General features: G+C 56.3%; 21 protein-coding genes and 1 pseudogene. 15 read left to right on the top strand and 7 right to left on the bottom strand.

Going from position 1 to position 24,174, the window contains the following annotated elements:
- Positions 1-470, top strand: a 470-nt coding sequence (locus BM029_RS12015) for an aromatic amino acid lyase (protein WP_170851055.1), incomplete at its 5' end; no start/stop codon positions are given.
- A gap of 81 nt (positions 471-551) precedes the next feature.
- On the opposite strand, the gene BM029_RS12010 is transcribed toward BM029_RS12015, so the two are convergent.
- The 4 genes from BM029_RS12010 to puuE all read right to left on the bottom strand — a co-directional run bounded on the left by BM029_RS12010 (position 552) and on the right by puuE (position 3,805).
- Positions 552-734, bottom strand: a complete 183-nt coding sequence (locus BM029_RS12010; protein ID WP_092436275.1) for a 4-oxalocrotonate tautomerase — start codon at positions 732-734, stop codon at positions 552-554.
- Positions 735-762: 28 nt separating this feature from the next.
- Positions 763-1,512, bottom strand: coding sequence for a class II aldolase/adducin family protein (locus BM029_RS12005; RefSeq protein WP_092436273.1), 750 nt, complete (start codon positions 1,510-1,512; stop codon positions 763-765).
- Positions 1,513-1,603: 91 nt separating this feature from the next.
- Positions 1,604-2,704, bottom strand: coding sequence for a porin (locus BM029_RS12000; protein ID WP_244545015.1), 1,101 nt, complete (start codon positions 2,702-2,704; stop codon positions 1,604-1,606).
- Positions 2,705-2,845: 141 nt separating this feature from the next.
- On the bottom strand, positions 2,846-3,805 hold the full coding sequence (gene puuE, locus BM029_RS11995) for an allantoinase PuuE (RefSeq protein WP_092436269.1): 960 nt from the start codon (positions 3,803-3,805) through the stop codon (positions 2,846-2,848).
- Positions 3,806-3,950: 145 nt separating this feature from the next.
- Between puuE and uraH the strand changes: the two genes are divergently transcribed.
- The 9 genes and pseudogenes from uraH (at position 3,951) to typA (ending at position 16,754) form a co-directional block, all read left to right on the top strand.
- Positions 3,951-4,304 (top strand): hydroxyisourate hydrolase, encoded by a 354-nt coding sequence (gene uraH / locus BM029_RS11990; protein ID WP_092436267.1) that lies wholly within the window; start codon positions 3,951-3,953, stop codon positions 4,302-4,304.
- Between the two features lie 404 nt (positions 4,305-4,708).
- A pseudogene (gene scpB, locus BM029_RS26600) lies at positions 4,709-5,227 on the top strand (SMC-Scp complex subunit ScpB); the annotation flags it as partial.
- A 382-nt stretch (positions 5,228-5,609) separates the two neighbouring features.
- Entirely contained in the window at positions 5,610-7,682 is a 2,073-nt protein-coding gene (gene rluB, locus BM029_RS11980) for a 23S rRNA pseudouridine(2605) synthase RluB (protein WP_092436264.1), read from the top strand.
- A 431-nt stretch (positions 7,683-8,113) separates the two neighbouring features.
- Complete coding sequence (rimP, locus tag BM029_RS11975; RefSeq protein ID WP_092416966.1) at positions 8,114-8,599, top strand: ribosome maturation factor RimP; 486 nt, start codon at positions 8,114-8,116, stop codon at positions 8,597-8,599.
- Positions 8,596-10,155 (top strand): transcription termination factor NusA, encoded by a 1,560-nt coding sequence (gene nusA / locus BM029_RS11970; protein ID WP_092436262.1) that lies wholly within the window; start codon positions 8,596-8,598, stop codon positions 10,153-10,155. The genes rimP and nusA overlap by 4 nt, the downstream gene beginning before the upstream one ends.
- A gap of 58 nt (positions 10,156-10,213) precedes the next feature.
- Entirely contained in the window at positions 10,214-13,069 is a 2,856-nt protein-coding gene (gene infB, locus BM029_RS11965) for a translation initiation factor IF-2 (protein ID WP_092436261.1), read from the top strand.
- Between the two features lie 156 nt (positions 13,070-13,225).
- Positions 13,226-13,615 (top strand): 30S ribosome-binding factor RbfA, encoded by a 390-nt coding sequence (gene rbfA / locus BM029_RS11960; RefSeq protein WP_092436259.1) that lies wholly within the window; start codon positions 13,226-13,228, stop codon positions 13,613-13,615.
- Between the two features lie 107 nt (positions 13,616-13,722).
- Positions 13,723-14,676, top strand: coding sequence for a tRNA pseudouridine(55) synthase TruB (truB, locus tag BM029_RS11955; RefSeq protein ID WP_092436296.1), 954 nt, complete (start codon positions 13,723-13,725; stop codon positions 14,674-14,676).
- Positions 14,677-14,918: 242 nt separating this feature from the next.
- A complete protein-coding gene (gene typA, locus BM029_RS11950) occupies positions 14,919-16,754 on the top strand; it encodes a translational GTPase TypA (protein WP_092436258.1) in 1,836 nt (611 codons plus the stop codon).
- A 127-nt stretch (positions 16,755-16,881) separates the two neighbouring features.
- Here typA and dsbG read toward each other — a convergent pair whose 3' ends face one another.
- The 3 genes from dsbG to dsbD are packed head-to-tail and all read right to left on the bottom strand — an operon-like array spanning position 16,882 to position 20,284.
- Positions 16,882-17,649: a thiol:disulfide interchange protein DsbG gene (gene dsbG, locus BM029_RS11945; RefSeq protein ID WP_092436256.1), complete on the bottom strand. Its 768-nt coding sequence runs from the start codon at positions 17,647-17,649 to the stop codon at positions 16,882-16,884.
- A gap of 29 nt (positions 17,650-17,678) precedes the next feature.
- The gene (locus tag BM029_RS11940; RefSeq protein ID WP_092436254.1) at positions 17,679-18,488 is read right to left on the bottom strand and encodes a TlpA family protein disulfide reductase; all 810 of its coding nucleotides are present in this window, start codon (positions 18,486-18,488) and stop codon (positions 17,679-17,681) included.
- Positions 18,489-18,490: 2 nt separating this feature from the next.
- Positions 18,491-20,284 (bottom strand): protein-disulfide reductase DsbD, encoded by a 1,794-nt coding sequence (gene dsbD / locus BM029_RS11935; protein ID WP_170851053.1) that lies wholly within the window; start codon positions 20,282-20,284, stop codon positions 18,491-18,493.
- 109 nt (positions 20,285-20,393) lie between these two features.
- Here dsbD and BM029_RS11930 point away from each other — a divergent pair, with 109 nt between their 5' ends.
- The 5 genes from BM029_RS11930 (at position 20,394) to dusA (ending at position 24,147) form a co-directional block, all read left to right on the top strand.
- The gene (locus BM029_RS11930; protein ID WP_092436251.1) at positions 20,394-21,059 is read left to right on the top strand and encodes a response regulator; all 666 of its coding nucleotides are present in this window, start codon (positions 20,394-20,396) and stop codon (positions 21,057-21,059) included.
- On the top strand, positions 21,056-22,408 hold the full coding sequence (locus tag BM029_RS11925) for an ATP-binding protein (RefSeq protein WP_092436249.1): 1,353 nt from the start codon (positions 21,056-21,058) through the stop codon (positions 22,406-22,408). The genes BM029_RS11930 and BM029_RS11925 overlap by 4 nt, the downstream gene beginning before the upstream one ends.
- Before the next feature lie 26 nt (positions 22,409-22,434).
- Positions 22,435-22,662 (top strand): AbrB/MazE/SpoVT family DNA-binding domain-containing protein, encoded by a 228-nt coding sequence (locus BM029_RS11920; protein WP_092436247.1) that lies wholly within the window; start codon positions 22,435-22,437, stop codon positions 22,660-22,662.
- Positions 22,659-23,048, top strand: coding sequence for a type II toxin-antitoxin system death-on-curing family toxin (locus BM029_RS11915; protein WP_092436245.1), 390 nt, complete (start codon positions 22,659-22,661; stop codon positions 23,046-23,048). Before BM029_RS11920 ends, BM029_RS11915 begins: the two co-directional genes overlap by 4 nt.
- An 88-nt stretch (positions 23,049-23,136) precedes the next feature.
- On the top strand, positions 23,137-24,147 hold the full coding sequence (gene dusA / locus BM029_RS11910) for a tRNA dihydrouridine(20/20a) synthase DusA (RefSeq protein WP_092436243.1): 1,011 nt from the start codon (positions 23,137-23,139) through the stop codon (positions 24,145-24,147).
- Positions 24,148-24,174: the final 27 nt, after the last annotated feature.

The following is a 24,174-nucleotide window of genomic DNA, read 5'->3' as shown; positions in this document are numbered from 1 at the left end:
ATCCGACTTTGTCGTGGGGCTTGCCACGCAATCTGATGAGCGGTGTGCGTGGCGTCAACACCGGTTATCCGGTGGTGCAATGTTCGCTGAGTTCGCTGGTGATGGAAAACCGCACCCTGTGCATGCCGGGTAGCGTCGACAGCATTCCAGCCAAAGGTAACAGTGAAGACCACGTCTCGAACTCGACCTGGTGTGCGCGCAAGGCCGCAACCGTGGTGGCCAATACGCAATACATCATCGGTGTCGAAATGCTGCTAGCGGCGCAGGCGTTGACCATGACAGAAGACTTATTGCCAGGTTTCGTGCTGGGCAAAGGTACGCAAGCTGCATATCAGGAAATCCGTCGTCAGATTCCGGCTTGCCTGGAAGGCGACCGCTGGTTCCACAACGATATCGTGGTGGCGCAGTCGTTCGTGGTCAGCGGTTCGGTGCGCAATGCGGTGATCAAGCAGATCGGCGAGTTTGCCTGATGTTTGCCTGATTCAGTCACTTTGAAATCAAAAAGAGCCACGTTGTCGTGGCTCTTTTTTTTGCAGCAGTGTTTTATAAATTCAATCGGACCACAGTTTTCCGGCAGTCGCCCAGTGTTCGCGTTTAACTTCCTGGATGATGATATCCACCGATTCCGGACCGCACTCGAGTGTCTTGCAGGTAACTTCGGTGATGGCTTTGACGAAGGCGCGCTTTTGCTCGACGCTGCGGCCTTCAAACAGTTGTACATTAAAAGTCGGCATACAAACTCCTTCTAAAAAATAAATGAAATCATTGTTGGTAGCTCGGATCAATAGCATCCAGTTTGCGTAGCAACGCAGGCCATTCCAGCACGCCTTCGGGACTACCATCACCCAGCAGCTGGTCGCGGGTCTTGCGGCAGATTGCCTGCGACGGCAAGGTCAGCCGGCCGCTGCCTGAACTAAGCTGGAGTTGTATTTCACACGCTTTGTCCAGGGTATCCATCAGCACGTAGGCTTCCGCGATAGTGCGCCCGCATACCAGGCTGCCGTGATTACGCAACAGCATGGCGGGCAGTTGTCCGAGTTGTTCGATCATGCGGTTTTGCTCGCTGGCTGTCAGCGCCAGTCCCTCATAGTCGTGATACGCAATCTGTTCATAAAAGCGCAGGGCGTGCTGCGAAATCGGCAGCAAGCCATCAGCCTGGATACCGATAGCCACCGCATGCGTATTGTGCAAATGCATCACGCAAACAGCATCGGCCCTGGCCGCATGGACTGCGCCATGGATCGCAAAGCCGCTGACGTTTACCTGATACGGCGAGTCGCCGACAATGCGGCCCTGGGCGTCGATCTTGACCAGGTTGGATGCGCACACTTCGTCGAAGCGATAGCCAAACGGGTTCAACAGGTAATGCCCTGGCTCATCGGGTACCGAAGCAGAGATATGGGTGTAGATCAGGTCATCCCAGTGCTTTAGTGCACACAGGCGATAGCAGGCCGCCAAATCCTTGCGTACCTGCCATTCGGCGCTGCTGATGGAGGAAGAATTTGAAGACATAGAGTTCCAAACGTTAAAACGCGCGCCGACCGGTGTGCCGATCGACGCGCATTGGGTGGCAATGCGACTACTGTATCAGTTTATCTGTACATCAGAAACGATGACGGATACCCAGGGCGACGCTGTTACCGGTCGATTGATCGGTAATCTTGTCGTACATGTAAATCGCGTACAGATCGGTGCGCTTCGACAGATTGTAGTCATAGCCCACGGATGCCGTATCGCGCTTGAGCGCATCGCCTATCGCTGCGCCGTCACGCTTGGTGTGGGCCCACGAAGCCAGGACTGCGCCCTGGCCGAGCGGAATGCTGGTGCCGAGCTGGGTAGTCTTGTCTTTCAAGTCGATATCGTGCGAAGTCTGGTCGTAGGTGGCAAACAGCTTAGCCACGGTGAAGTCGTAGCTGGCGCCGAGGAACCATGCTGACTGACGCGCTGCGACCATGCCGGTCGGCAGAGGGATGTTGGTAGCTGGCTGAACATTGCCTGGCGAGAGTTCCAGAGGATTGTTAACCTTCACTCGCTGGTAGTACGCAGTCAGCGCCAGTGGGCCATGGAAGTACAACACGTTGGCGCCGATGTTGTTTTTACCATTATTGCCGGCTTGTTCGCCGAACTGGTAGTGGAAGTTGGCTTTCAGGCCGGCAAAATCTGGCGTGGTATAGATGACTTCATTACTCCAGCCGGTGTCGCCTGCAACCGAGTTGGTCCAGCCGGACGCATTGAACCAAGGCACATCCATGTGCAGGATCAGCGGCGACAGCTGGAACGAATCGCCGAACGGGTTGAACAGGATCGATGGCAAGAAGTTCGGAGCCAGGTCGCGACCCAGCGAAACTGCACCAAAATTGCCCATCAGGCCGACGTTTGCATCACGCGAGAACATTGTTTCATTGCCGTCGAAGCGACCGATTTGGCCGGTATCTGCTCGGAAGAACGAGGTCAGGTTGAATTTAGCCTTGAGTCCGCCACCGAGATCCTCGGTGCCTTTGAAGCCGATCCAGGAAGTGGTCAGGCCGCCGCTGTTGACGACGCTGGTGCGTCCTGAGTCGCCGCTGTATTTCATCGAGCCGACATACGTGTCTACCAGACCGGTCACCTGGACCGAAGTCTGCGCCATCGCCGGTACGGCTATTGCAGCGCCGAGAGCGGCAACGAGTTGCAGCTTTCTGAGGTTGTTTTTTGCTTGGTACATCCCTGTCTCCTGATTCTTATAGGTTGAAAAATGAAGTGAAAATGACTTTTTTTGGGTTTTAAACATTTGAAAAAACACACGTCTGTGTTTGAACGGCATTCCGTGGAACCGCCACGGCGGGTTACAAAAACTGTTCGAAAACTATTCCGAAAGCGGATGGGTAGCGCGCCAATGGTTGGCAATGTCGATACGACGCGTAATCCAGACCTGACCATGGCTTTGAACGTAATCCAAGAATCGTGCCAGGGCCGCTGCACGCCCCGGACGGCCGACCAGGCGGCAATGTAATCCGATCGACAGCATTTTCGGCCGGTTCAGGCCATGCGGATCGCCTTCGCGGTACAGCACATCGAAGGCGTCTTTCAGGTAATCGAAGAACTGGGTGCCTGAATTGAAACCTTGCATGGCGGCGAAGCGCATGTCGTTGGTATCCAGGGTGTAAGGTACGATCAGTTGTGGCTTGGCCACGGTTTCGCCATTGGCGTTGCCGATTTTGACCTGCTCCCAGAAGGGCAGGTCGTCGCCGTAGTGGTCGGCGTCGTAGCTGAAGCCGCCGTGCTCCAGCACCAGGCGGCGGGTATTAGGCGAGTCGCGGCCGGTATACCAGCCGAGCGGGGCGCTGCCGGTCAGTTGCTTGATTACGGCGACGGCTTCGGCGATATGCGCGCGTTCGGTGGCTTCGTCGATATTCTGGTAGCTGATCCAGCGCAAGCCATGGCAGGCGATTTCATGGCCAAGTTCTTGAAATGCTGCAGTCGCTTCGGGGTTGCGTTGTAGCGCGCGCGCAACACCAAACACGGTCAAAGGCAGCCGGCGCTCTTCAAACATGCGCAGCAAGCGCCAGACACCGGCGCGTGAACCGTATTCGTAGATGGATTCCATGCTCATGTGACGCGCCGGAAAACTCTGGGCGCCGATGATTTCGGACAGGAAGGTTTCCGAGCCGGCGTCGCCATCCAGCACGCAGTTCTCGCTGCCTTCCTCATAGTTGAGGACGAATTGCAGAGCGATCCGAGCCCGGTTCGGCCATTGCGGGTGCGGCGGAGTGCGGCCGTAACCGGTCATGTCGCGCGGATAGTTTGGGTCGGTGTTGATTGTCATTACTTGGCCTGGAATGTTATTTGGTTTTGAGGATTATGTGCGCTGCAGCCATGATTAATATATGCCGGATAGTATATTGACCTTGACCCTGCGGTATATCATTTGATCGATACTCGTTTTCAACTAATTGATATAAGGAAAAATCATGGGGAAGTTAAGCACGCACGTTCTGGATATCACCCAGGGCAAGCCGGGCGTCGGTGTCAAAATTGCGCTGTATGCAGTTACTTCAGCCGGCCGCAGCCTGTTAAAGAACGCCGTGACCAACCAGGATGGCCGGGTTGACGTGCCGTTGTTGCAGGGTGAAGAGATGCAAGCTGGACAATATGAACTGGTATTTTCGGCTGGCGACTATTTCGCTTCGCAGGGAATTGATCTGCCAAGTCCGCGTTTTGTTGATCGCGTCACGCTGGCTTTCGGGATCGCCCATGCAGACCAGAATTATCACGTACCGCTGGTCGTATCGCCTTGGTCGTATTCGACTTATCGCGGCAGCTAAGTAATAATAAGTAGCAAATAGTAAATTATGCAAGGCTGTCGGACGCTATGCGCTCCGATGGCAGTTGACATAGGCGATAGCGAGTTGGCAAATCCACCATTGCCCGCTATCGCCAAATAACCACGTCAGCAAGATCAATACGCCTTCCCATCCGCTTTGTGCTAAACTGTGTACTAACATTTTTGATTGGTAGCAGGATTGGTTCCAGTCAAAATTTAAAGAACGAGCGGCGCAGCGTTATCCGTCTTATTCAAGTCTTATTGTCCCCGCCCTCATTAATCCTCCTCTAACGGGCGCTGGACAGCAGTATCAACAGCTTTTTCTTTAGCCAGGGCAGCAGGTGCCTTCGGTTGAACATAAGCTCTGCGAATTTTTTAATAAAATTTAAATAAACTACGTCGTACATGAATATTATTGAGGCTAAGAAAGTCCTCGAAACTGCATTGCTCTGTGCTCATGAGCCGCTGTCGCTTAACGACTTGAAAAAGCTGTATGCGCCAGGTGATGTGGATGGCAGTGACGAAGACGGCGAAATCAATGCAGATACGATCAGGTCTATGCTCGAGGAATTGCGTAACGATTGGGCCGACAAGGGTATTGAGGTAGTTGCCCTGTCGACCGGTTGGCGCTTCCAGAGCCGTCCAGAGATGAAAATTTATCTGGAACGCCTGAATCCGGAAAAACCGCCGAGATACTCGCGTGCTACGATGGAAACCTTGGCAATTATTGCCTATCGTCAACCAGTGACGCGTGGCGATATTGAGGAAATTCGTGGAGTAACAGTCAATTCGCAAACCGTAAAAATGCTAGAAGAGCGCGGCTGGATCGAGGCCATCGGGCATCGCGACGTGCCAGGACGCCCTGCATTGTTTGCCACCACCAAGCAATTCCTCGATGACCTTGGCCTGACTTCGCTGGATCAGTTGCCGCCCTTGCAGCAAGTTGCAAGAAATGACATGCAGGAAGGCAGTTTGCTTGAGTTGCAGGCGCTGGAAGCCGATCTTGAAGCAAGTATGGAAGCCCGGGCTGTGCTGGATGCGGCGGCGGCGCTGGAAACAACAGAAACAGTAGAAGCAATAGAAGCAGCAACAGCGGTAGAAACATCGGCAGAAACAGAGCTAGTTACAGAAGATGCAATTGAGCATGCATCCGAAATCACGAAGGAAAATGCGATGGAAGCGGATGAAGAAGCAATTGCTCATCCGCAAGTAATGCCAGTTGCATCGAATGAAACCCACACCAACGACCACGCGTCCGAATCGGATGATGAAGCTACGCCAGGTCGGCATAACCAACACCTGAATAATGAACCCACCTAGTTCCAATGATGCACCGGTCGTCGACGTGACAGCCACCACTGAACCGAAGCCGGCTAAAAAGCCAAGAGTGCGTAAAGCTGCGACGGTTGTGGCTGATGTTCCCGCTACGGCTCCCGCTACTGTAGAGACCTCTTCTGCAGATGTCGCAGAACCGGTCAAACGCGCTCCGCGCGCGCCGCGCAAGAAAGTAGCTGCGGCAGCCGACGAGAGTAGCGCAGCATCGGAAGTGGCGCCTGTCGCCGTAGCACCAGTGGAAGCTGCTGCACCTGCCAAGCCTAAGGCTGCGCCGCGCAAGAAAGCGCCGGCTGCCGTAGTGGAGCAGGTTGCCAGCGTCGAGGTGGTTGCACCGGCGGCGCCAGCAGTTGTGGATGCGGCGCCGTTCGTGAATGTAATGAATACAGAAACAACGCCGCGCGAGCGGCCGGCCAAACGTGGTGTACGTGGTCCGCGCGCTTTGCGTAGCAACCGCGCTGCACAGCGTGCGCAAGAATCGGCTTCAGCGGCCGCTGCGGATTCCGCAGTCGAGACAGGCAATATGGCCGTCGTCGAAGGTCAGCCGGCTGTGTCGCAAAATGACGATGCTCCTGCAGGCGAGCCGCGCCAGCCGCGTGGCGACCGTAACAACGGCCGTGGCGGCGAGCGTAATGGCGAGCGCAGTGGGGACCGCAATTCACGCGATCGCCAGCAAAAGGGCAAGAAGCCGCAGGGTCAGAATGGCAAGCCAGGGCAACCCGGCCAGCGCAATGGCAAACCGGGAGCCCGTGGCGGCGACGCCGATGAAGTTTTCTCCTTTGTTACCTCCGAATCCTTCGATACGCTGGTGACCACCGAGGACGCGAACGATCGTCGCCAGGCTGCCCAAAAGAATGTCCGGCGTGATCTGACCGCCGAAGATGATGCACCTAAACTGCACAAGGTATTGGCAGAGGTCGGCCTGGGTTCGCGGCGCGATATGGAAGAGCTGATTATCGCCGGCCGGGTTTCGGTCAACAGCGAGCCGGCACATATCGGCCAACGTATCTTGCCAACCGATCAAATCCGCATCAACGGCAAGTTGCTGCAACGCAAAGTGAGCAAGAAGCCGCCACGGGTGCTGGTGTATCACAAGCCGGCTGGCGAAATCGTCAGCCACAACGACCCGGATGGCCGTCCATCGGTGTTCGATCGTTTACCTAACATGAAGGCCGCCAAATGGCTGGCTGTAGGGCGGCTGGATTTCAACACTGAAGGTTTGCTGTTGTTTACAACCTCGGGTGACCTGGCAAACCGTCTGATGCATCCACGCTACGGTATCGACCGCGAATACGCGGTGCGTACTTTGGGCGAGCTGGAACAAGGCATGCGCCAGAAATTGCTGGCCGGTGTCGAGTTGGAAGACGGTGTTGCGCAATTCACGAAAATTGCCGACGGCGGTGGCGAAGGCATCAACAAATGGTATCGCGTGGTGATCGGCGAAGGCCGTAACCGCGAAGTGCGCCGCATGTTTGAAGCCATCGGCCTGACCGTGTCGCGCCTGATTCGTACCCGTTACGGCGCCATGACGCTGCCGCGCGGCCTCAAGCGCGGCCGTTGGGAAGAGCTGGATGAAAATGCAGTGCGCGACATGATGACTGCGCATGGCCTCGACAAGCCTGCAGCTGGCCAGAATGCCGGCGGCGGCAAGGGTCGTCCCGATTTCAACAAGGATCGCGAGCCTAACGGCAATCGCGCCGACAGCGCGCCGCAAGGCCCGGGTGTTTACCGCGATCAGGGCTTTGGCGGTCAGCCACGCGGTCGTGGTCCTGGCGGCGGCCAAGGCCGCCCGCAAGGTGGTGGTCAAGGCCGTCCACAAGGCGGTGGCCAAGGCCGGCCGCAGGGTGGCGGTGGTGGTCAGCCGCGTAGCCGGCAGCCGGATCCTTTGCAAACCGCATTGGGTTTCCCTGATGCTGGTCAGCAACGACGTAATGGTGGCGGCAATGGTTTTGCGCGTCCTGCACGTCCCAACAAGACGGCCGGCGGACAAACAGGTGGTGGACATTACGGCACCCAAGGTGGTCCGCGCCGCCGTCCACGCGGCTAATTGGTGATCTGTCTTCCCTGGCGGTATTTTGCTGCCGGGGATGATAGGGAAGAAGTGGCGGGGAGTGTTGCGAGTGTTGCATTTATGATCAATTTGCCCTCTGTTGACGGGGGATTGTCAATAAATGCAAATTTCCTGCATTGCGGTACATAGCCCAATCGTTTATAATTTACAAGTTAACAGAAGTCATTGACAGAATTAAATTGAAAATAAATTCAAATTTTGGATTTATTATTAATTCGCAGCCGATCTCGTGAAACTGCTCGAATGACAAACGATAAGAAGGATGGGCAGATGCCCATTTTTTTTTTGCTTTTCGTTTTAGCTGCATTTAAGTTGTACGTACGGATATGCGTGTGTTGTGTGCGCATTGTGTGTCGACATCAGGCCTGTGGTTACCGGGCCTGTTGCACTATTTATAGGGAGTTGCTTTGCAGTTGCTGGAGCTAATTGAAACAACCGTGGTTGGCATGGGCTACGAGCTGGTCGAATTCGAAAAGGCCGCGCGTGGTTTGTTGCGCGTATACATCGATTTCACACCTGAAAATGCCGGGCAAGGCCAGATTACGGTAGAAGATTGCGAAAAAGTGACGCATCAACTGTTGCACGTACTGACTGTGGAAAATGTTGTGTACGAGCGGCTGGAAGTATCGTCGCCAGGCCTGGACCGGCCGCTGAAGAAACTGGCTGACTATGTGCGTTTTGCCGGCAAGGAAGCAATTGTGAAATTGCGCATCCCGATGCCAGGCGCTGCACATCGGAAGTCATTTCAAGGTGTCCTGGGTGAACCGGACGGCGAGAATTTGAAAATAGAATTTGAAACAAAAGATGGGTCGGCGGTGTTGGATTTTACGCTCGCTGACGTAGACAAGGCACACCTGGTGCCGCAAGTGGATTTTAGGAGTCGCAAAGCATGAGTCGCGAAATTTTATTGTTGGTCGATGCGCTCGCGCATGAAAAAAACGTCGATCGGGATGTTGTGTTCGGTGCACTTGAACACGCACTTGGACAGGCAACCAAGAAACGCTACGAGGGCGACGTCGATATTCGCGTCACGATCGATCGTGAAACCGGCGAATTCGAATCCTTCCGCCGCTGGCACGTTGTGCCGGATGAAGCGGGTCTGCAATTGCCGGACCAGGAAATCCTCCTGTTCGAAGCCAAGGAACAGATTGACGACGTTGAAGTCGACGACCACATTGAAGAACCGATCGAATCGGTTGAATTCGGCCGCCGCTTTGCGCAAGACACCAAGCAAGTCGTATTACAACGGATCCGCGATGCTGAACGCGAACAGATCCTGGCCGACTTCCTGGAGCGCGGCGATTCGCTGGTTACCGGCACCATCAAACGGATGGAACGCGGCGATGCCATCGTAGAGTCGGGCAAGATCGAAGCGCGTTTGCCGCGTGACCAGACGATTCCTAAGGAAAACCTGCGTATCGGCGACCGTGTCCGTGCCTTCATCCTGCGTATCGACCGCAATGCACGCGGCCCGCAAGTGATTTTGTCGCGTACCGCGCCGGAATTCATCATGAAGCTGTTCGAACTGGAAGTGCCGGAAATCGAACAGGGTTCGCTGGAAATCAAGTCGGCAGCACGTGACCCTGGCGTACGCGCCAAGATCGCTGTGTTTACCGCAGACAAGCGTATCGATCCTATCGGCACCTGCGTCGGTATGCGTGGTTCACGCGTGCAGGCCGTGACTGGCGAACTGGGCGGCGAACGTGTCGATATCGTGTTGTGGTCGGAAGATCCGGCGCAATTCGTCATCGGCGCACTGGCTCCTGCCAATGTTTCTTCGATCATGGTTGATGAAGAGAAGCATGCAATGGATGTCGTCGTCGACGAAGAAAACCTGGCAATCGCGATTGGTCGCGGCGGTCAGAACGTGCGTCTGGCGGCAGAACTGACCGGCTGGCAGATCAACATCATGACAGCGGAAGAGTCGGCGGATAAATCGGCGGTGGAAACTGCTGCGATCCGTACCCTGTTCATGGAAAAACTGGATGTCGACCAGGAAGTCGCCGACATCCTGGTGGAAGAAGGTTTTGCCAGCCTGGAAGAAATCGCCTACGTGCCGATTACCGAAATGCTGGAAATCGATTCGTTTGACGAAGATACCGTCAACGAACTGCGTAACCGGGCTCGCGATGCGCTGGTGACAGAAGCGATTGCTTCGGAAGAAGGACTGGAAGGCATGGAAGATGCCCTGGTCAATTTCGAAGGCATGGACCGGGTTACAGCCGGCAAGCTGGGTTTGGCGGGGGTCAAGACATTGACTGCGTTCGCCGGTCTGGCTTATGACGAATTTGGCGCGATTCTGGCTTTATCAGCCGACCGTGCGCGTCATTTGATTGAAGAAGAGTTTAAAGATGTGACCGACGATGAGATGAAACTCATCGATGCCAAGTACGATGATCATGCCAAAGCCCTGCAGGCCAAGGCATGGAATATAGCGGAAGCCAAGTGATCGAGTGATCCGAGAGGTTCCGTATCGTCTGCCGCGCCACATAGAAAAAGAGGACTGAATGGCGAGTAACAATGTAGCCCAATTTGCCACCGAACTGAAGATGCCAGCTGATCTGCTGCTGACACAACTTCAATCGGCTGGCGTCCAGAAAAATTCGACTGACGACGCCTTGTCGAAAGAAGACAAGGATCGCCTGCTGGAACACCTGCGCCGTTCGCACGGTGCGGTTCCAGATAGCGAGAAGAAGAAAATCACGCTGACCCGCAAGGAAACCACCGAGATCAAGCAGGCTGACGCCACAGGCAAGTCGCGCACGATCCAGGTTGAGGTGCGCAAGAAGCGTACCTTCGTCAAGCGTGACGAGCCTGTTGCCGAAGTAGCGGCAGCACCGGTTGCGCCTGCCGCACCGGTCATCGACGAAGCGGAACAGGCACGTCGGATTGAGGAAGCACGTCGTCAAGCTGAATTGATCGCTCGCCAGGAAGCAGAATTGATCGAGAAGCAAGAGCGTCTGGCCAAGTTGGAAGCTGAGAAAGAAGCGCAAGCCAAGGCTGCGCAAAAAGCTGAAAACGATGCTAAGAAAGCCGAAACCGAAGCCAAGAAAGCCGCTGCAGCTGCAGTGCAGGTTCCGGTTGCCGGTGACGCCGCGGGTTCTGCTGCTGTGAAGCAAGAAGATCCTGCCGCTGAAGAAAAGAAACGCCTGGCTAACGAAGAAGCCAAGCAAAAGGTTGCGCAAGCTGCCAAGGAAGCCGCTGAGAAATCTGCCGCTACCGAACGCGCTCGCAAGGCCGTGCAAGATGAAGTCGCGCAGATCAAGGCGATGATGAATGCGCCGCGTCGGGTCATCAAGGCGCCTGAGCCAGTGGCGCCTGTCGCTGCTCCGGCCAAGACCGCCGAAGGCACCTTGCACAAGCCAGCGGATAAAAAGCCGGGCGAGAAGAAAGACGACAAAAAAGTGGTGGTCGACAAGAAATCGATCAAGTCCGCCAACGTCTCTTCAACCTGGCAAGACGATGCAGCCAAGAAGCGCGGCCTCGGCATCAAGACTCGCGGCAATACCGGCGGTGGCCGTGACGGCTGGCGTGGTGGTCCGAAGGGCCGCCGTGGTTCGCATAACGACGATCACGAAAGTAATTTCCAGGCGCCGACAGAAGCGGTCATCAAGGACATTTATGTTCCTGAAACCATTACCGTTGCTGAGCTGGCGCACAAGATGTCGGTCAAGGCTTCGGAAGTCATCAAGCATTTGATGAAACTGGGCCAGATGGTCACCATCAACCAGGTGCTGGACCAGGAAACTTCGATGATTCTGGTCGAAGAAATGGGCCACACCGCACACGCTGCGAAACTGGACGATCCGGAAGCATTGCTGGTCGACGGTGAAGAGCATACCGACGCCGAATTGCTGCCGCGCGCACCGGTGGTCACTGTCATGGGTCACGTTGACCATGGTAAGACCTCGCTGCTGGATTACATCCGTCGCGCTAAAGTAGCCTCCGGCGAAGCTGGCGGGATTACCCAGCACATCGGTGCATATCACGTGGAAACACCGCGCGGCATGATCACCTTCCTCGACACCCCGGGCCATGAAGCGTTTACCGCTATGCGTGCTCGCGGCGCCAAGGCGACCGATATCGTGATTCTGGTAGTAGCAGCCGATGACGGCGTGATGCCGCAAACCAAGGAAGCGATTGCTCATGCGAAAGCAGCCGGCGTACCGCTGGTGGTGGCAATCAACAAGATCGACAAGCCGGGCAGCAACCTGGATCGCGTCAAGCAGGAATTGATCGCTGAACAAGTTGTGCCGGAAGAATACGGTGGCGAATCGCCATTCGTACCGGTATCGGCCAAGACTGGCGAAGGCATCGATAACTTGCTGGAACAAGTCCTGTTGCAAGCTGAAGTGCTGGAGTTGAAAGCAGCGGTAGCCGCACCGGCCCGTGGCCTGGTAGTGGAAGCCCGACTCGACAAGGGTCGTGGTCCGGTGGCAACGATCCTGGTGCAATCCGGTACGTTGAAACGTGGCGATGTAGTGTTGGCTGGCTCGGCTTATGGCCGTGTCCGCGCGATGCTGGATGAAAACGGCAAGGCGATCACCGAAGCCGGTCCATCGATTCCGGTCGAAATCCAGGGCCTGACAGAAGTGCCGGTTGCCGGCGAAGAGGTCATGGTCATGGCTGACGAGCGCAAGGCGCGTGAAATCGGTCAGTTCCGTCAAGGTAAGTACCGTGACGTCAAGCTGGCCAAGCAGCAAGCCGCGAAGCTGGAAAACATGTTCGACCAGATGGCCGAAGGCGAAGTCAAGAACCTGCCGATGATCATCAAGACCGACGTGCAAGGTTCGCAAGAAGCTTTGGTGCAATCGTTGCAAAAGCTGTCGACCAGCGAAGTCCGGGTACAAGTGGTGCACGCCGGCGTCGGCGGTATCAGCGAGTCGGACGTCAACCTGGCGGTCGCTTCGAAGGCCGTCATTATCGGCTTCAACGCCCGCGCCGATGCACAGGCACGCAAGCTGGCGGAAGCCAACGGCGTCGACATCCGTTACTACAACATCATTTACGATGCTGTGGATGAGATCAAGGCAGCGATGTCCGGCATGTTGTCGCCAGAGAAGCGCGAACAGAACCTGGGTCTGGTCGAGATTCGCCAGGTCCTGCTGGTCAGCAAAGTCGGCGCGATTGCCGGTTGCTATGTGCTCGAAGGTTTGGTCAAGCGTGGCGCTTCGGTCCGCCTGCTGCGCGACAACGTCGTGTTGTGGACTGGCGAGCTGGATTCTCTGAAACGCTTCAAGGATGACGTCAAGGAAGTCCGTTCCGGCTTTGAATGCGGTCTGACCCTGAAGAACTTCAACGATATCAAAGAAGGCGATCACCTCGAAATCTTTGAAGTCGAAGAAATTGCACGTACTCTGTAAATAGGTAAAGCACACGCAGCTGGTAAAGTGCGTAGGGCAGGAAAATCGGGCCTAACAGCCCGATTTTCATTCGTAGGGTAGGTACGCAGTGCCACCCTACAAGTTGTCGGTAGTTAATTTGTGAAAGATATAGCGTGTAAAGCGCTGAATAAAAGTATGGCTAAACATAGTAAATCCATCCCTGGCCGCGGTCTGCGCGTTGCAGATCAGATCCAGAAGGACTTGTCCGAGATTATCGTATTCGAGCTGAAAGACCCGCGGGTCGGCATGATTACGATTACCGAAGTGCAAGTGACGCCGGACTACGCCCATGCCAAGGTGTTTTTCACGATGCTGAACGACGATCCCGAAGCCATTACGAATACCGTCAAGGGCCTGACCCAGGCTGCCGGTTTCCTGCGCAATCAGCTTGGCCGCCGTTTGTCTATCCACACTCTGCCTGCCTTGCATTTCATTCATGACAATTCGACTGCCCGAGGCGTCGAGATGTCGCGTTTGATCGATCTGGCCAATGCGACACGTTCTAAAGACGATGGCCAGGATTAAGCGATAAGCTTATCGACCAGTCATAATTATCAGTAACAAATTTGATGCGGCTTGCTGGTAACGGCAAGCCGTTTCCGCTTATCTTCACCTTTTCTGTATTTGCTACCATGGCATCACGCCCACCCAAAAGAATCCGTGTCCCGCTCAATGGCGTTTTGCTGTTGGATAAGCCTGTCGGCTTTTCCAGCAATGACGCACTGATCAAGGCAAAAGGCTTGCTGAACGCGCAAAAGGCCGGCCACACCGGCACGCTTGATCCGTTTGCCACCGGCGTGCTGCCGCTGTGCTTTGGCGAAGCCACCAAATTTGCCCAGGATTTGCTGGATGCCGATAAGACGTACGAAACCTTGATCCATCTTGGAGTGAGTACTACCACCGGCGATACCGAAGGCGAGATCCTGGAGCGCAAGGACGTCAATGTCAGCCGCGAACAGATCGATGCCGTACTGGCGCAGTTCCGCGGCCCGATCAAGCAAGTGCCGCCGATGTATTCGGCGCTCAAGCGCGACGGCAAGCCGTTGTATGAATACGCACGCGCGGGCATCACTCTGGAGCGCGAAGCACGCGATGTGACCATTCACACACTGGAATTCCTGGCCTACGAGGCGCCGTTCCTGCGCTTGCGGGTAGCCTGCAGCAAAGGCACCTACATCCGCGTGTTGGGTGAAGACATCGGCGCGGCGCTCGGTTGCGGCGCGCATTTGCAAGAACTACGGCGGACTCAGGTGGGCCACCTGACGCTGGATGGCTGCGTCACGCTGGAACAATTGACTGCCACTGAACCAGCCGAGCGCAGCGCCTTGCTGGCGCCGGTCGACAGCTTGCTGCTCACATTTCCTGAAGTGTTGTTATCCGAGCCATTGGCCAAGCGCTTTTTGCAAGGCCAGCGTCTGACCCTGACGAAGGAAGGCGTGGCGTTACCGGCAGAGGCGGGGCGCGTGCGGGTTTACCTGCAACCCGCTGATGATATATCCGCTCGGCAACTGCTTGGTACCGCGCAACTGCATGAGTACGGCGTTCTTGCTCCCGAACGTCTGATTGCCACTGCGCAGGCTGTGTAAAATGCCTTTTAAGTAACATTTGTGCTGCTATTGAGACAGCAACTCTTTGAAATTACACGGCTTTTCATAAAGTAGTGCAGCGCGTCATGCTATAATACGCGGCCTCCCAAATTCCGCTACAACTGCTGTGCTTAATGCAGTGCCTTAGCGAGCATTTTGGCCGCACTTGTAGCTATATATATTCTGCGCAATTCGTATCTTTATCTGCGCACTTACTAAGTTCTCCAATCTCCAAACTGACCATGTCAAACACACCTCGCGCTATCCGCAACATTGCCATCATTGCCCACGTTGACCACGGCAAGACCACACTGGTTGACCAATTGTTGCGTCAATCCGGTACTTTCCGTGACAACCAGCACGTCGATGCACGCGTGATGGATTCGAACGATATTGAAAAAGAACGTGGCATCACGATTCTGTCGAAGAACTGCGCAGTCGAATACAAAGGCACGCACATCAACATCGTCGATACCCCAGGCCATGCCGACTTCGGTGGCGAGGTAGAGCGCGTACTGTCGATGGTTGACAGTGTTTTGCTGCTGGTCGATGCGCAAGAAGGTCCGATGCCGCAAACGCGTTTCGTGACACGTAAAGCGCTGGCGCTGGGCTTGAAGCCGATCGTTGTCGTAAACAAGATCGACCGCGAAAATGCAGACCCGCAAAAGGCTGTGAACGCGACTTTCGAACTGTTCGACAAACTCGGCGCAACCGACGAGCAACTGGATTTCCCGATCATTTACGCATCGGGCTTCAAAGGCTATGCAGGTCTGGAAGATACCGTCCGCGACGGCAACATGGAACCTTTGTTCGACGCTATCCTGAAGCACGTTCCTGCGCGTGAAGATGATCCTAACGGCCCGCTGCAACTGCAAATCACTTCGCTGGAATACTCTTCCTACGTCGGCAAGATCGGCGTTGGCCGTATCCTGCGCGGTAAAGTCAAAGCCTTGCAGGACGTGGTCTGGATGAACGGCCCGGACGACAAGCCGACCAAGGCCCGCATCAACCAGGTACTGACTTTCCGCGGCCTGGACCGCGTGTTGGCAGACGAAGCGCTGGCTGGCGACATCGTGCTGATCAACGGTATTGAAGAAATCAGCATCGGCTCCACCATCTGCGCACCGGACCATCCGGACGGCTTGCCGATGTTGAAGGTCGATGAACCGACACTGACCATGAACTTCATGGTCAACAACTCGCCGCTGGCTGGCCGCGAAGGCAAGTTCGTGACTACACGTCAGATCAAGGACCGTCTGGACCGCGAACTGAAAGCCAACATGGCATTGCGCGTGGTACAGGCTGAAGGCGATGACTCGACATACGAAGTGTCGGGCCGTGGCGAATTGCACCTGACCATCCTGATCGAAAACATGCGTCGCGAAGGCTACGAGCTGGCCGTTTCGCGTCCACGCGTGGTGTTCAAGATGGTTGATGGCGTACGTCAGGAACCATACGAAAACCTGACTGTCGACGTTGAAGAAACCAATCAGGGCGGCGTCATGGAAGAACTCGGCCGTCGTCGTGGCGACCTGCAAAACATGGAACCGGACGGCAAAGGACGTGTGCGTCTCGAGTACCGCATCCCGGCACGCGGCCTGATCGGCTTCCAGGGCGAATTCATGACCCTGACCCGCGGCACCGGCTTGATGAGCCACGTGTTCGACGAATACGCACCGGTTGACGTCTCCAAGGGCGAGCTCGGTGGCCGTCGTAACGGCGTGCTGATTTCGCAGGATGACGGCGCAGCTGTCGCCTACGCTATCTGGAAACTGCAAGATCGCGGCCGTATGTTCGTCAGCCACAATGACCCGGTCTACGAAGGCATGATCATCGGTATTCACTCGCGTGACAACGATCTGGTCGTCAACCCGATCAAGGGCAAGCAATTGACCAACGTCCGTTCGTCGGGTACCGACGAAGCGGTGCGCCTGGTGCCGCCAATCGAAATGTCGCTGGAATATGCAGTTGAATTCATCGACGACGACGAACTGGTTGAAGTCACACCGAAGAGCATTCGCCTGCGTAAGCGTTACCTGAAAGAACACGAGCGTAAAAAGGCTTCGCGCGACGCGTAAGTCTGAGGGTAAAGCAATATTCTGCGGTCCGGACTATTTGTTCCGGACACAAAAAACCCGTCGATTAGTGAGTTTAAAAACTCACGGATCGGCGGGTTTTTTACTTTCAGGCAGCGACTTGTCAGACTCAGCGCTGGCCAAGAATCGTGTTGAGCATGTCTGCCCGTGGCGCGCCTTGTGCGGTCTGCAGAACTCCACTGGCATCTTTGTAGAAAACAGTCGGCGTGGCAAAAAAGCCCAGTTGCTGCATCAACTTTTGATTGTTGTCGAGCTGTGTGCGGATATTTTTCGGAATCTGTTCAAGAGGTTTGATGCCGCCGTTGGCATGTTGCCGTTCGTGCAGGGTCAGGGCAGCTTGCTGATCTTTGGCGGTGAGCAGGGCGGCTGCCTTGCCGGCGCTGGTGTCTTTGATAATACCGACCATGATATGGCGAATTTGCACGTTGCCGCCCTTGATCCAAGGCCGGGCGTCGTTCCAGAATTTATTGCAGTAGGGGCAGTTCGGATCGGTAAAGGTATAGACGACGCGTTTTGCATTCTTGCTGCCATCTGCAATCCAGCTGCTCTTTTCAAGTTGAGCCCAGGTTTTTTCCGTCATCGGCTTGCTGACCAGTTTCTCCAGCGGCGCTTCACTCAGGTTAGCGCCTTTGGCATCCAGCATGGTGCCGACGATTGCCTGTTTGCCGTCTGCGGTCACGTAGATCGCCAGCGGTTTTTGCTGCATCACGGCGGCATAACCTTGCAGCCCGCCCGGTGCATCAAAGCGTCCCATTACTTCCACTCCTTGTGTTTCCAGAGCCTTGACCGGCGCCGGCCAGTTTGCGGCTGGTGCAGCCAGGGCGGTTCCAACTGCTGCGGATAAAGCCGCGGCTAAAATAAATGGATGCTTGATCATGGTTGTTCCTGTTTTGATAAGTTGATGAGTTAATGTATTTGCTTTAATTTATTGGCCAGCGAAGCCGCCGACAGCTCACCCAGATGCGTATCGACCAGGCGTCCTTCGCGGTCATAGAACAGGGTGGTCGGCAGCGCCATCGAGCCGACTGCTTTGCCGAGGCCGGCGTCGCGATCGAGCAGAACATTCGATAAGTCAAACCGGCTGTCGCTCAGGTAGCGCTGGACTACGGCCTGGTCCTCGCCTTGATTGACAAACACATAGGCGACGTCGGATTGGCGTTTCTGCTCGGCGGCGAGCAGCGGCATCTCGCGATGGCAGGGCGGACACCAGCTGGCCCACAAATTGACTACCATGGGTTTGCCGCCAGCTAGCCCGGAAAGTCCGGTCTGCTCACCCGCAAGCGTAGTCAGTGGCACTATCGGCAGCATTGCCGGCTCGCCTTGCAAGAAATGCCGGGTCCCGAACATTGCGCCCCATGCCAGCGCTCCCGCCGCCAACACAATAATCAACGGCTTGCGTATTGCCGCATTGCGCCAGCCGCGCCAGATTGCGATCAGTAACGGGGCCAGGATTCCGGCCCACGGTGTGAAACCACCGTCACGGATATCGATCATCGACCAAGGTGCGGCGCGGTAAAGCTCGAACCAGGTGACAACGAAAACCAGGCGCGCCGCCAGCAGTGCTGCGATCAGCATGTCCGACAAAAGGTTACCCAGGCTTGCGGTTTTCAACTTCCGTCCGATCAGGTAACTTACGCCGTATGCCACCAGTACCGATACGATCAGCATGAACTGGTGCACGGGTAGGGCTAAGCCCCCCAGTTTGATGGTCAGCATGGTCAAGTATTTTTCTGCGCCCGCGCGACACGGGCAAGGAATTCATCAGCACTCAGTTCGCCGATGATTCGTTCGGCGCGATGTTCTTCGCCATCCGGGCCGATCAGCAGCATGGTCGGCGCGCCGAATGCCTGATAGGCGCGCAGCATCGCCAGGTCATCCGCATTGTTTGCGGTGATATCGGGACGCAGCAACTGCATGCCGGCTAACACTTGCTGCACACGCGGATCACTGAAGACGTCGCGCTCGATGACCTTGCACGACACGCACCAGTCTGCGTAGAAATCCACCAGGGTCCATTGACCGCGTTGGCCGGCGGCAGCGACACCATCTGCAAGTTGTTGCGGTGTCTTCACGGGACTAAAACGCGCCATGAAATCATGTGTGCCGGCAGCCTGGGCAGTGACAGCCGGACGCGCTGCAAATGCCAGGGGTTGCCAGGGATCGTGTGCGCCAGCCGCCGCACCGATGATCATGACCGCGCCCCACAGTCCGAGCAGCAGTGCAGGGAAACGTGCCAGCAAACGGCTGCGGTCGGCCGTCAGTTTATGCGCCAGTACCAGCAAACTGAGTGCGATTACCAATAGCAAGGCGCCCCACAGGCCTAACACCAAGGTCGCCGGCAACACACGCGCTGCAAACCAGATGGCGGTGCCGAGCAAGATAAAACCGAACAGGACTTTAACCCGGTCCATCCAGATGCCAGGACGCGGCAAGAGTTTTGCGCCCATTGTTCCCACCAGCAGCAGCGGCACGCCCATGCCTAGTCCCATGAACAACAGCGCCAGGCCACCGCTGACAACGTCACCGGTATCGCCGATATACAAAAGGGCGCCGGCCAGCGGCGCGGTCATGCACGGGCCCACCAGCAACGCCGACACTACCCCCATCGCTGCAGCACCAGGCACGGTGCCGCCGCGCTGGCCCTGGCTGGCGTGATCGAGGCGGTTGCGCAGAAAAGACGGCAACTGTAGTTCGTAAAAACCGAACATCGCCAACGCCAGCGCCACAAAAACCAGGCCGAATATGCCGAGCACCCAGGGATTCTGCAGCATTGCTTGCAAATTGGCGCCAGCCAGCGCGGCGGCGGCGCCCAGTACGGCGTAAGTCAGCGCCATCGGCAGCACGAAAGCCAGCGACAAGACAAAGCCGCGCTTGGGACTTGCTCCGCTGCCGGCGATCAGGCTGGACAGGATCGGGATCATCGGCAGCACGCAAGGCGTGAAAGTCATCAGCAAGCCGAGGCCGAAAAACACCAGCAGCATCCAGGCTAGATTCGCCTGCGACAAGCGATCAGCCAGGCTTTGGTCGTCGCCAAGCGCGGCTATCGGCTGAGTCGTAGCGTTGTCGCTTGCGGCAAGCGGCAGTGCCGCTTCGGTCAGTTCTATGCGGCGGGTTTGCGGTGGATAGCACAGGCCCGCGTCCGCGCAACCCTGCCAGCCGATGATCAGTGCATGGGCGTCAGGTGCGGTCACCAACACTTCCACACTGTTGTGATAAACCTCGCTTTCGCCGAAGAACTCATCGTTCTTGATCGTCCCAGCGGGAAATTCAACGTGTTGCACGCTGCCAGGCGGATCGGCTTCTATCTTCATCTGTTTGCGATACAGGTAGTAACCCTGGCTGACATGCCAGTTCAGACGGACTTGCCCTTGTTCCGCTTGCGTCACGCTCAGCTTGAACGCCTGGTCAGGCGGCAAAAAATCGTCGCTGGCGTGCGCCGGTAGCCACCATAGCAGCGGTAGCAGCAGTAGTGCCGGTAAGAACCGTAGCAGTCGTAACAGCAGATGTAACATAAGCACCCTTAAATCAAGATAAGCGCACATTTTCGCGTCGGCGGATTAACACAGTGTTAACGATGCGATAATCTAACGATGAAATACTTCCCGGCATGGAGAGAGAACTATGCGTGTATTGCTGGTAGAAGACGATGAATCGATTGCGCACGGCATCTTGGCCGGATTGCGTGCGCACGGCCTGACCGCCGATAAAGTGGGCAGCGCGGCCCAGGCGGAAGCGGCGCTGGCGACCTCGCATTGTGATGTGATCATCCTCGATCTTGGATTGCCGGATGAAGACGGCATGAGCTTGCTGCATCGCTTGCGGGCGGCGGGCATGGCGTTGCCGGTACTGATATTGACTGCGCGCGACGCGGTCGAAGACAGGGTGGCCGGCTTGCGTGCCGGCGCCGATGACTACTTGCTCAAGCCATTCGATCTCAATGAGCTGGTGGCTCGCCTGCATGCCTTGCTGCGCCGCGCCGCAGGGCGCAGCGTCGACATCATCGAACGCGGCCCTTTGCGCCTCGACCCCGCCAGCGGGGAAGTCTGGCTGGACGGACAGGCGGTTATCTTGTCGCGCCGCGAACTGGCTCTGCTGGCGGCGCTACTGCAGGCGTGCGGACGCATCCTGAATGCCGATCAGTTGAAAGACAGTCTCTATCATTTCAATGAAGAGATCGAAAGCAATGCCCTCAACGTGCATATCCATCATTTGCGGCGCAAGCTTGGCGCCGACCTGATCGAAACGGTACGCGGCTTAGGCTACCGGATTGCCACGGTGAATCCATGAGCCTGCGCCTGCGGTTGCTGCTGATGATAGGCGTCTCGCTGAGCTTGCTGTGGGGAGCGGTAGCGATCTGGATGCTGCGCAGCCTGGATGAAGAAGTGCATCGCACCCTGGATCAGCGGCTGGCGATGTCGGCGCAAATGGTGGCCGGGCTGATGTCGCAGAATCCCGCCGCATGGGATGGGCGCAACGGCAAGCAGGGCGTGTCGACCATGAAGATGCCGCCCATGGCCAAAAGTTTCGATTGCCAGATTACCTCCTTGCGTGGTGAAGTGATTGCGCGTACCCCTGGCGCCACACTGGAAGCCGTGGCAGCGGTGGTTCCCGGTTATTCCGAGCGCAGCATCAAAGGTGAACGCTGGCGCAGCTATACCTTTGAAGCCGACGGTTTGCGGGTGACCACCGCCGATCGCCTGGCGGAACGCAATTCGTTGCTGCATAACGTGACGATGGCAGCAGTAGTGCCTTTTTTAGTCGCCATGATAGGCAGCCTGATCGTGCTTTGGTTCGGTGTGCGAAATGGTTTGTTGCCGCTGGAACGACTGCGGCAGGCGTTAGCCAGCCGGGCGCCGGAAGTGCTGACGCCAATTCCGGTAACAGCCATGTCGCGCGACCTGCTGCCGCTGGTGAATACCTTGAACCAACTGTTGCAGCGAATGAATGTGACCATCAGCCGCGAGCGCCGCTTCACCAGCGATGCCGCGCATGAACTACGGACGCCGCTGACCGCCATCAAGACGCATTTGCAAGTGGCGCGCATCACCCATGGGCAGGATGCCGCGCTGGCAATGGATTATGCAGAGGAAGGCGTCGCGCGGCTGCAGCGCACGCTGACCCAGCTGCTGACATTGTCGCAAATCGAAGGGCCGTTTTCCTGGGATGACGGCAATCTCACCGACGCCGGACAAGTGGCGCAGCTGGCAATACGCGACGCCACGGCAGACGCGCCCGGGCGTATCGTTTTCAGCAGTGATGGCAACGCCAGTCAGCTTGCCTTGCCACAGGCGCTGGCAGTCACTGCGCTGCGCAATCTGCTCGATAACGCGCTACGCCATACGTCGGTGGAACAAGGTGTCAGGCAAGGCGTCACCCTGGAACTGCAATCGACCGGAACAACCAGCGTGTTCCGCGTACGCGACCATGGGCCGGGTCTGAGTATCAAGGAGCTTGAGATGGTGACGCAGCGTTTCTGGCGGCGCGGCTCGGGACAGGGGAGCGGACTGGGTCTGTCTATCGTTGCCGCTATTACGGAGCGTTTCGGCGGCGCTTTTGAATTGTTGCAGCGTCCGGAGGGAGGTTTGGAGGCGAAATTGACGCTGCCAAATGCTCAAGGTGGACGGATTGGTATATAATATTTGTTATATATCAGGAGGTTAGCATGCTGACGTTTAAAGTAACCACTGTCGGTTCATCAGAAGGTTTTATCCTGAATAAGGAAGCAAAAGCCAGGCTGAATGTGCAGAAGGGCGATACGCTCTATTTGACTGAGGCTCCTGACGGAGCATACAGGATCACCCCCTACAATCCCGATTTTCAACGGCAAATGGCATTGGCTGAGCAGATCATGCACGACGACCGCGAAGTTTTACGCGCATTGGCTAAATGACTTTATGGCGTTGGATCGGACGTGATCTGGCTTATGCGGTCCACGAAAGTCAATTAGCGACGCATGGTGGATTGGATGGGATACGCGATTTAAATGCCATAGAGTCGGCATTGGTGCGGCCAGAGCAGTTGGATGGTTACGGCAACCCGAAACCGGATGCAGCAGATCTCGCCGCCGCCTATGCTTATGGCCTGGCACGGAATCACGGTTTTAGTGATGGCAACAAACGCACGGCTTGGGTTGTCGCACGTGTTTTCCTTGCTGACAACGGCTTCAAGTTGCAATTTTCAACTATTGACGCGATTCGTACCATGGAAGCGGTCGCAGGCGGCTCGCTGACAGAGCCGGAGTTGGCAGAGTGGTTCCGCCAGCGGATCATCAGCTAGAGTGCATCAACGGCAAAACATCCGGAAATCAAGCAAAATAACGCATAAATCGCATCGCGATATGTGTGTGAAATCAGTATAGAACCTAATGAAATCAACGAATTACAGTAAGCGGCGCGTGTCCGTGGCGCCCATGATGGACTGGACTGACCGCCATTGCCGCGTATTCCACCGTCAAATCACCCGCCATACTTGGCTTTACACCGAAATGGTGACCACCGGCGCCTTGTTGCACGGGGATGTGCCGCGCCATCTGGATTTCAACGATGTGGAGCATCCGGTCGCCTTGCAACTGGGCGGCAGCGAGCCGGCCGACCTGGCCAAGAGCGCTAAACTGGGGCAGGAGTGGGGCTACGATGAGATCAACCTGAATTGCGGTTGCCCGTCGGAACGGGTGCAGAAGGGCGCTTTTGGCGCTTGCCTGATGGCGGAGTCGACGCTGGTTGCTGATTGCGTCAAGGCAATGCGCGATGCGGTATCGATTGATGTTACCGTCAAGCATCGAATCGGCATCGACAAGACTGAATCCTATGAGTTTGTCCGCGATTTTGTCGGCACAGTGGCTGAGGCCGGTTGCCAGACGTTCATCGTGCATGCGCGCAACGCTATCCTGAAAGGGCTGAGCCCGAAGGAGAACCGCGAAATCCCGCCGCTGAAGTATGAATATGCCTACCGGCTGGCGAATGATTTCCCTGAGTTGGAAATCATCATCAACGGCGCCATCAAGACTACCGAGGAAATCGATTACCACCTGCAATATGTCGATGGCGTGATGCTGGGACGCGAGGCGTATCACAATCCCTACCTGATGGCCGATTTCGATTCCCGTTATTTTGGCGATGCCGAAGCCACGCCGAAGACCCGAGCCGAGGTAATCGACGCCATGTTGCCCTATATCCGTCAGCAACTGGCACTGCATGGTCACGATGGCAAAGGTCTGCGCCTCAATAGCATTACCCGCCACATGCTGGGTTTGATGGCCGGTGTGCCGGGCGCCAAATCGTTCCGGCAGGCGCTGTCGGATTCGAAAAAGCTGGCGTTGGGTGATCCCTTGTTGCTGGTTAATGCATTGGCAAACATGCAACCATTGGCGGCTTGATCCGACCAGCACCGTTGTTGTATTGCC

It is taken from the genome of Collimonas sp. OK607 (assembly GCF_900111995.1).
Lineage (GTDB): Bacteria > Pseudomonadota > Gammaproteobacteria > Burkholderiales > Burkholderiaceae_D > Collimonas.
This window is presented reverse-complemented; position numbering and strand designations above follow the sequence as displayed.

Bases quoted from the DNA above. Each gene is read 5' to 3' on its own strand.
- BM029_RS11940 (WP_092436254.1), bottom strand. From the start codon at position 18,488: ATGCTGACCATCAAACTGGGGGGCTTAGCCCTACCCGTGCACCAGTTC.
- typA (WP_092436258.1), top strand. From the start codon at position 14,919: ATGTCAAACACACCTCGCGCTATCCGCAACATTGCCATCATTGCCCAC.
- puuE (WP_092436269.1), bottom strand. From the start codon at position 3,805: ATGACAATCAACACCGACCCAAACTATCCGCGCGACATGACCGGTTAC.
- infB (WP_092436261.1), top strand. From the start codon at position 10,214: ATGGCGAGTAACAATGTAGCCCAATTTGCCACCGAACTGAAGATGCCA.
- rbfA (WP_092436259.1), top strand. From the start codon at position 13,226: ATGGCTAAACATAGTAAATCCATCCCTGGCCGCGGTCTGCGCGTTGCA.
- BM029_RS11915 (WP_092436245.1), top strand. From the start codon at position 22,659: ATGACTTTATGGCGTTGGATCGGACGTGATCTGGCTTATGCGGTCCAC.
- nusA (WP_092436262.1), top strand. From the start codon at position 8,596: ATGAGTCGCGAAATTTTATTGTTGGTCGATGCGCTCGCGCATGAAAAA.
- uraH (WP_092436267.1), top strand. From the start codon at position 3,951: ATGGGGAAGTTAAGCACGCACGTTCTGGATATCACCCAGGGCAAGCCG.
- BM029_RS12000 (WP_244545015.1), bottom strand. From the start codon at position 2,704: ATGTACCAAGCAAAAAACAACCTCAGAAAGCTGCAACTCGTTGCCGCT.
- rluB (WP_092436264.1), top strand. From the start codon at position 5,610: ATGAACCCACCTAGTTCCAATGATGCACCGGTCGTCGACGTGACAGCC.
- BM029_RS12005 (WP_092436273.1), bottom strand. From the start codon at position 1,512: ATGTCTTCAAATTCTTCCTCCATCAGCAGCGCCGAATGGCAGGTACGC.
- BM029_RS11930 (WP_092436251.1), top strand. From the start codon at position 20,394: ATGCGTGTATTGCTGGTAGAAGACGATGAATCGATTGCGCACGGCATC.
- BM029_RS12010 (WP_092436275.1), bottom strand. From the start codon at position 734: ATGCCGACTTTTAATGTACAACTGTTTGAAGGCCGCAGCGTCGAGCAA.
- dsbD (WP_170851053.1), bottom strand. From the start codon at position 20,284: ATGTTACATCTGCTGTTACGACTGCTACGGTTCTTACCGGCACTACTG.
- BM029_RS11925 (WP_092436249.1), top strand. From the start codon at position 21,056: ATGAGCCTGCGCCTGCGGTTGCTGCTGATGATAGGCGTCTCGCTGAGC.
- truB (WP_092436296.1), top strand. From the start codon at position 13,723: ATGGCATCACGCCCACCCAAAAGAATCCGTGTCCCGCTCAATGGCGTT.
- dsbG (WP_092436256.1), bottom strand. From the start codon at position 17,649: ATGATCAAGCATCCATTTATTTTAGCCGCGGCTTTATCCGCAGCAGTT.
- BM029_RS11920 (WP_092436247.1), top strand. From the start codon at position 22,435: ATGCTGACGTTTAAAGTAACCACTGTCGGTTCATCAGAAGGTTTTATC.
- dusA (WP_092436243.1), top strand. From the start codon at position 23,137: ATGAAATCAACGAATTACAGTAAGCGGCGCGTGTCCGTGGCGCCCATG.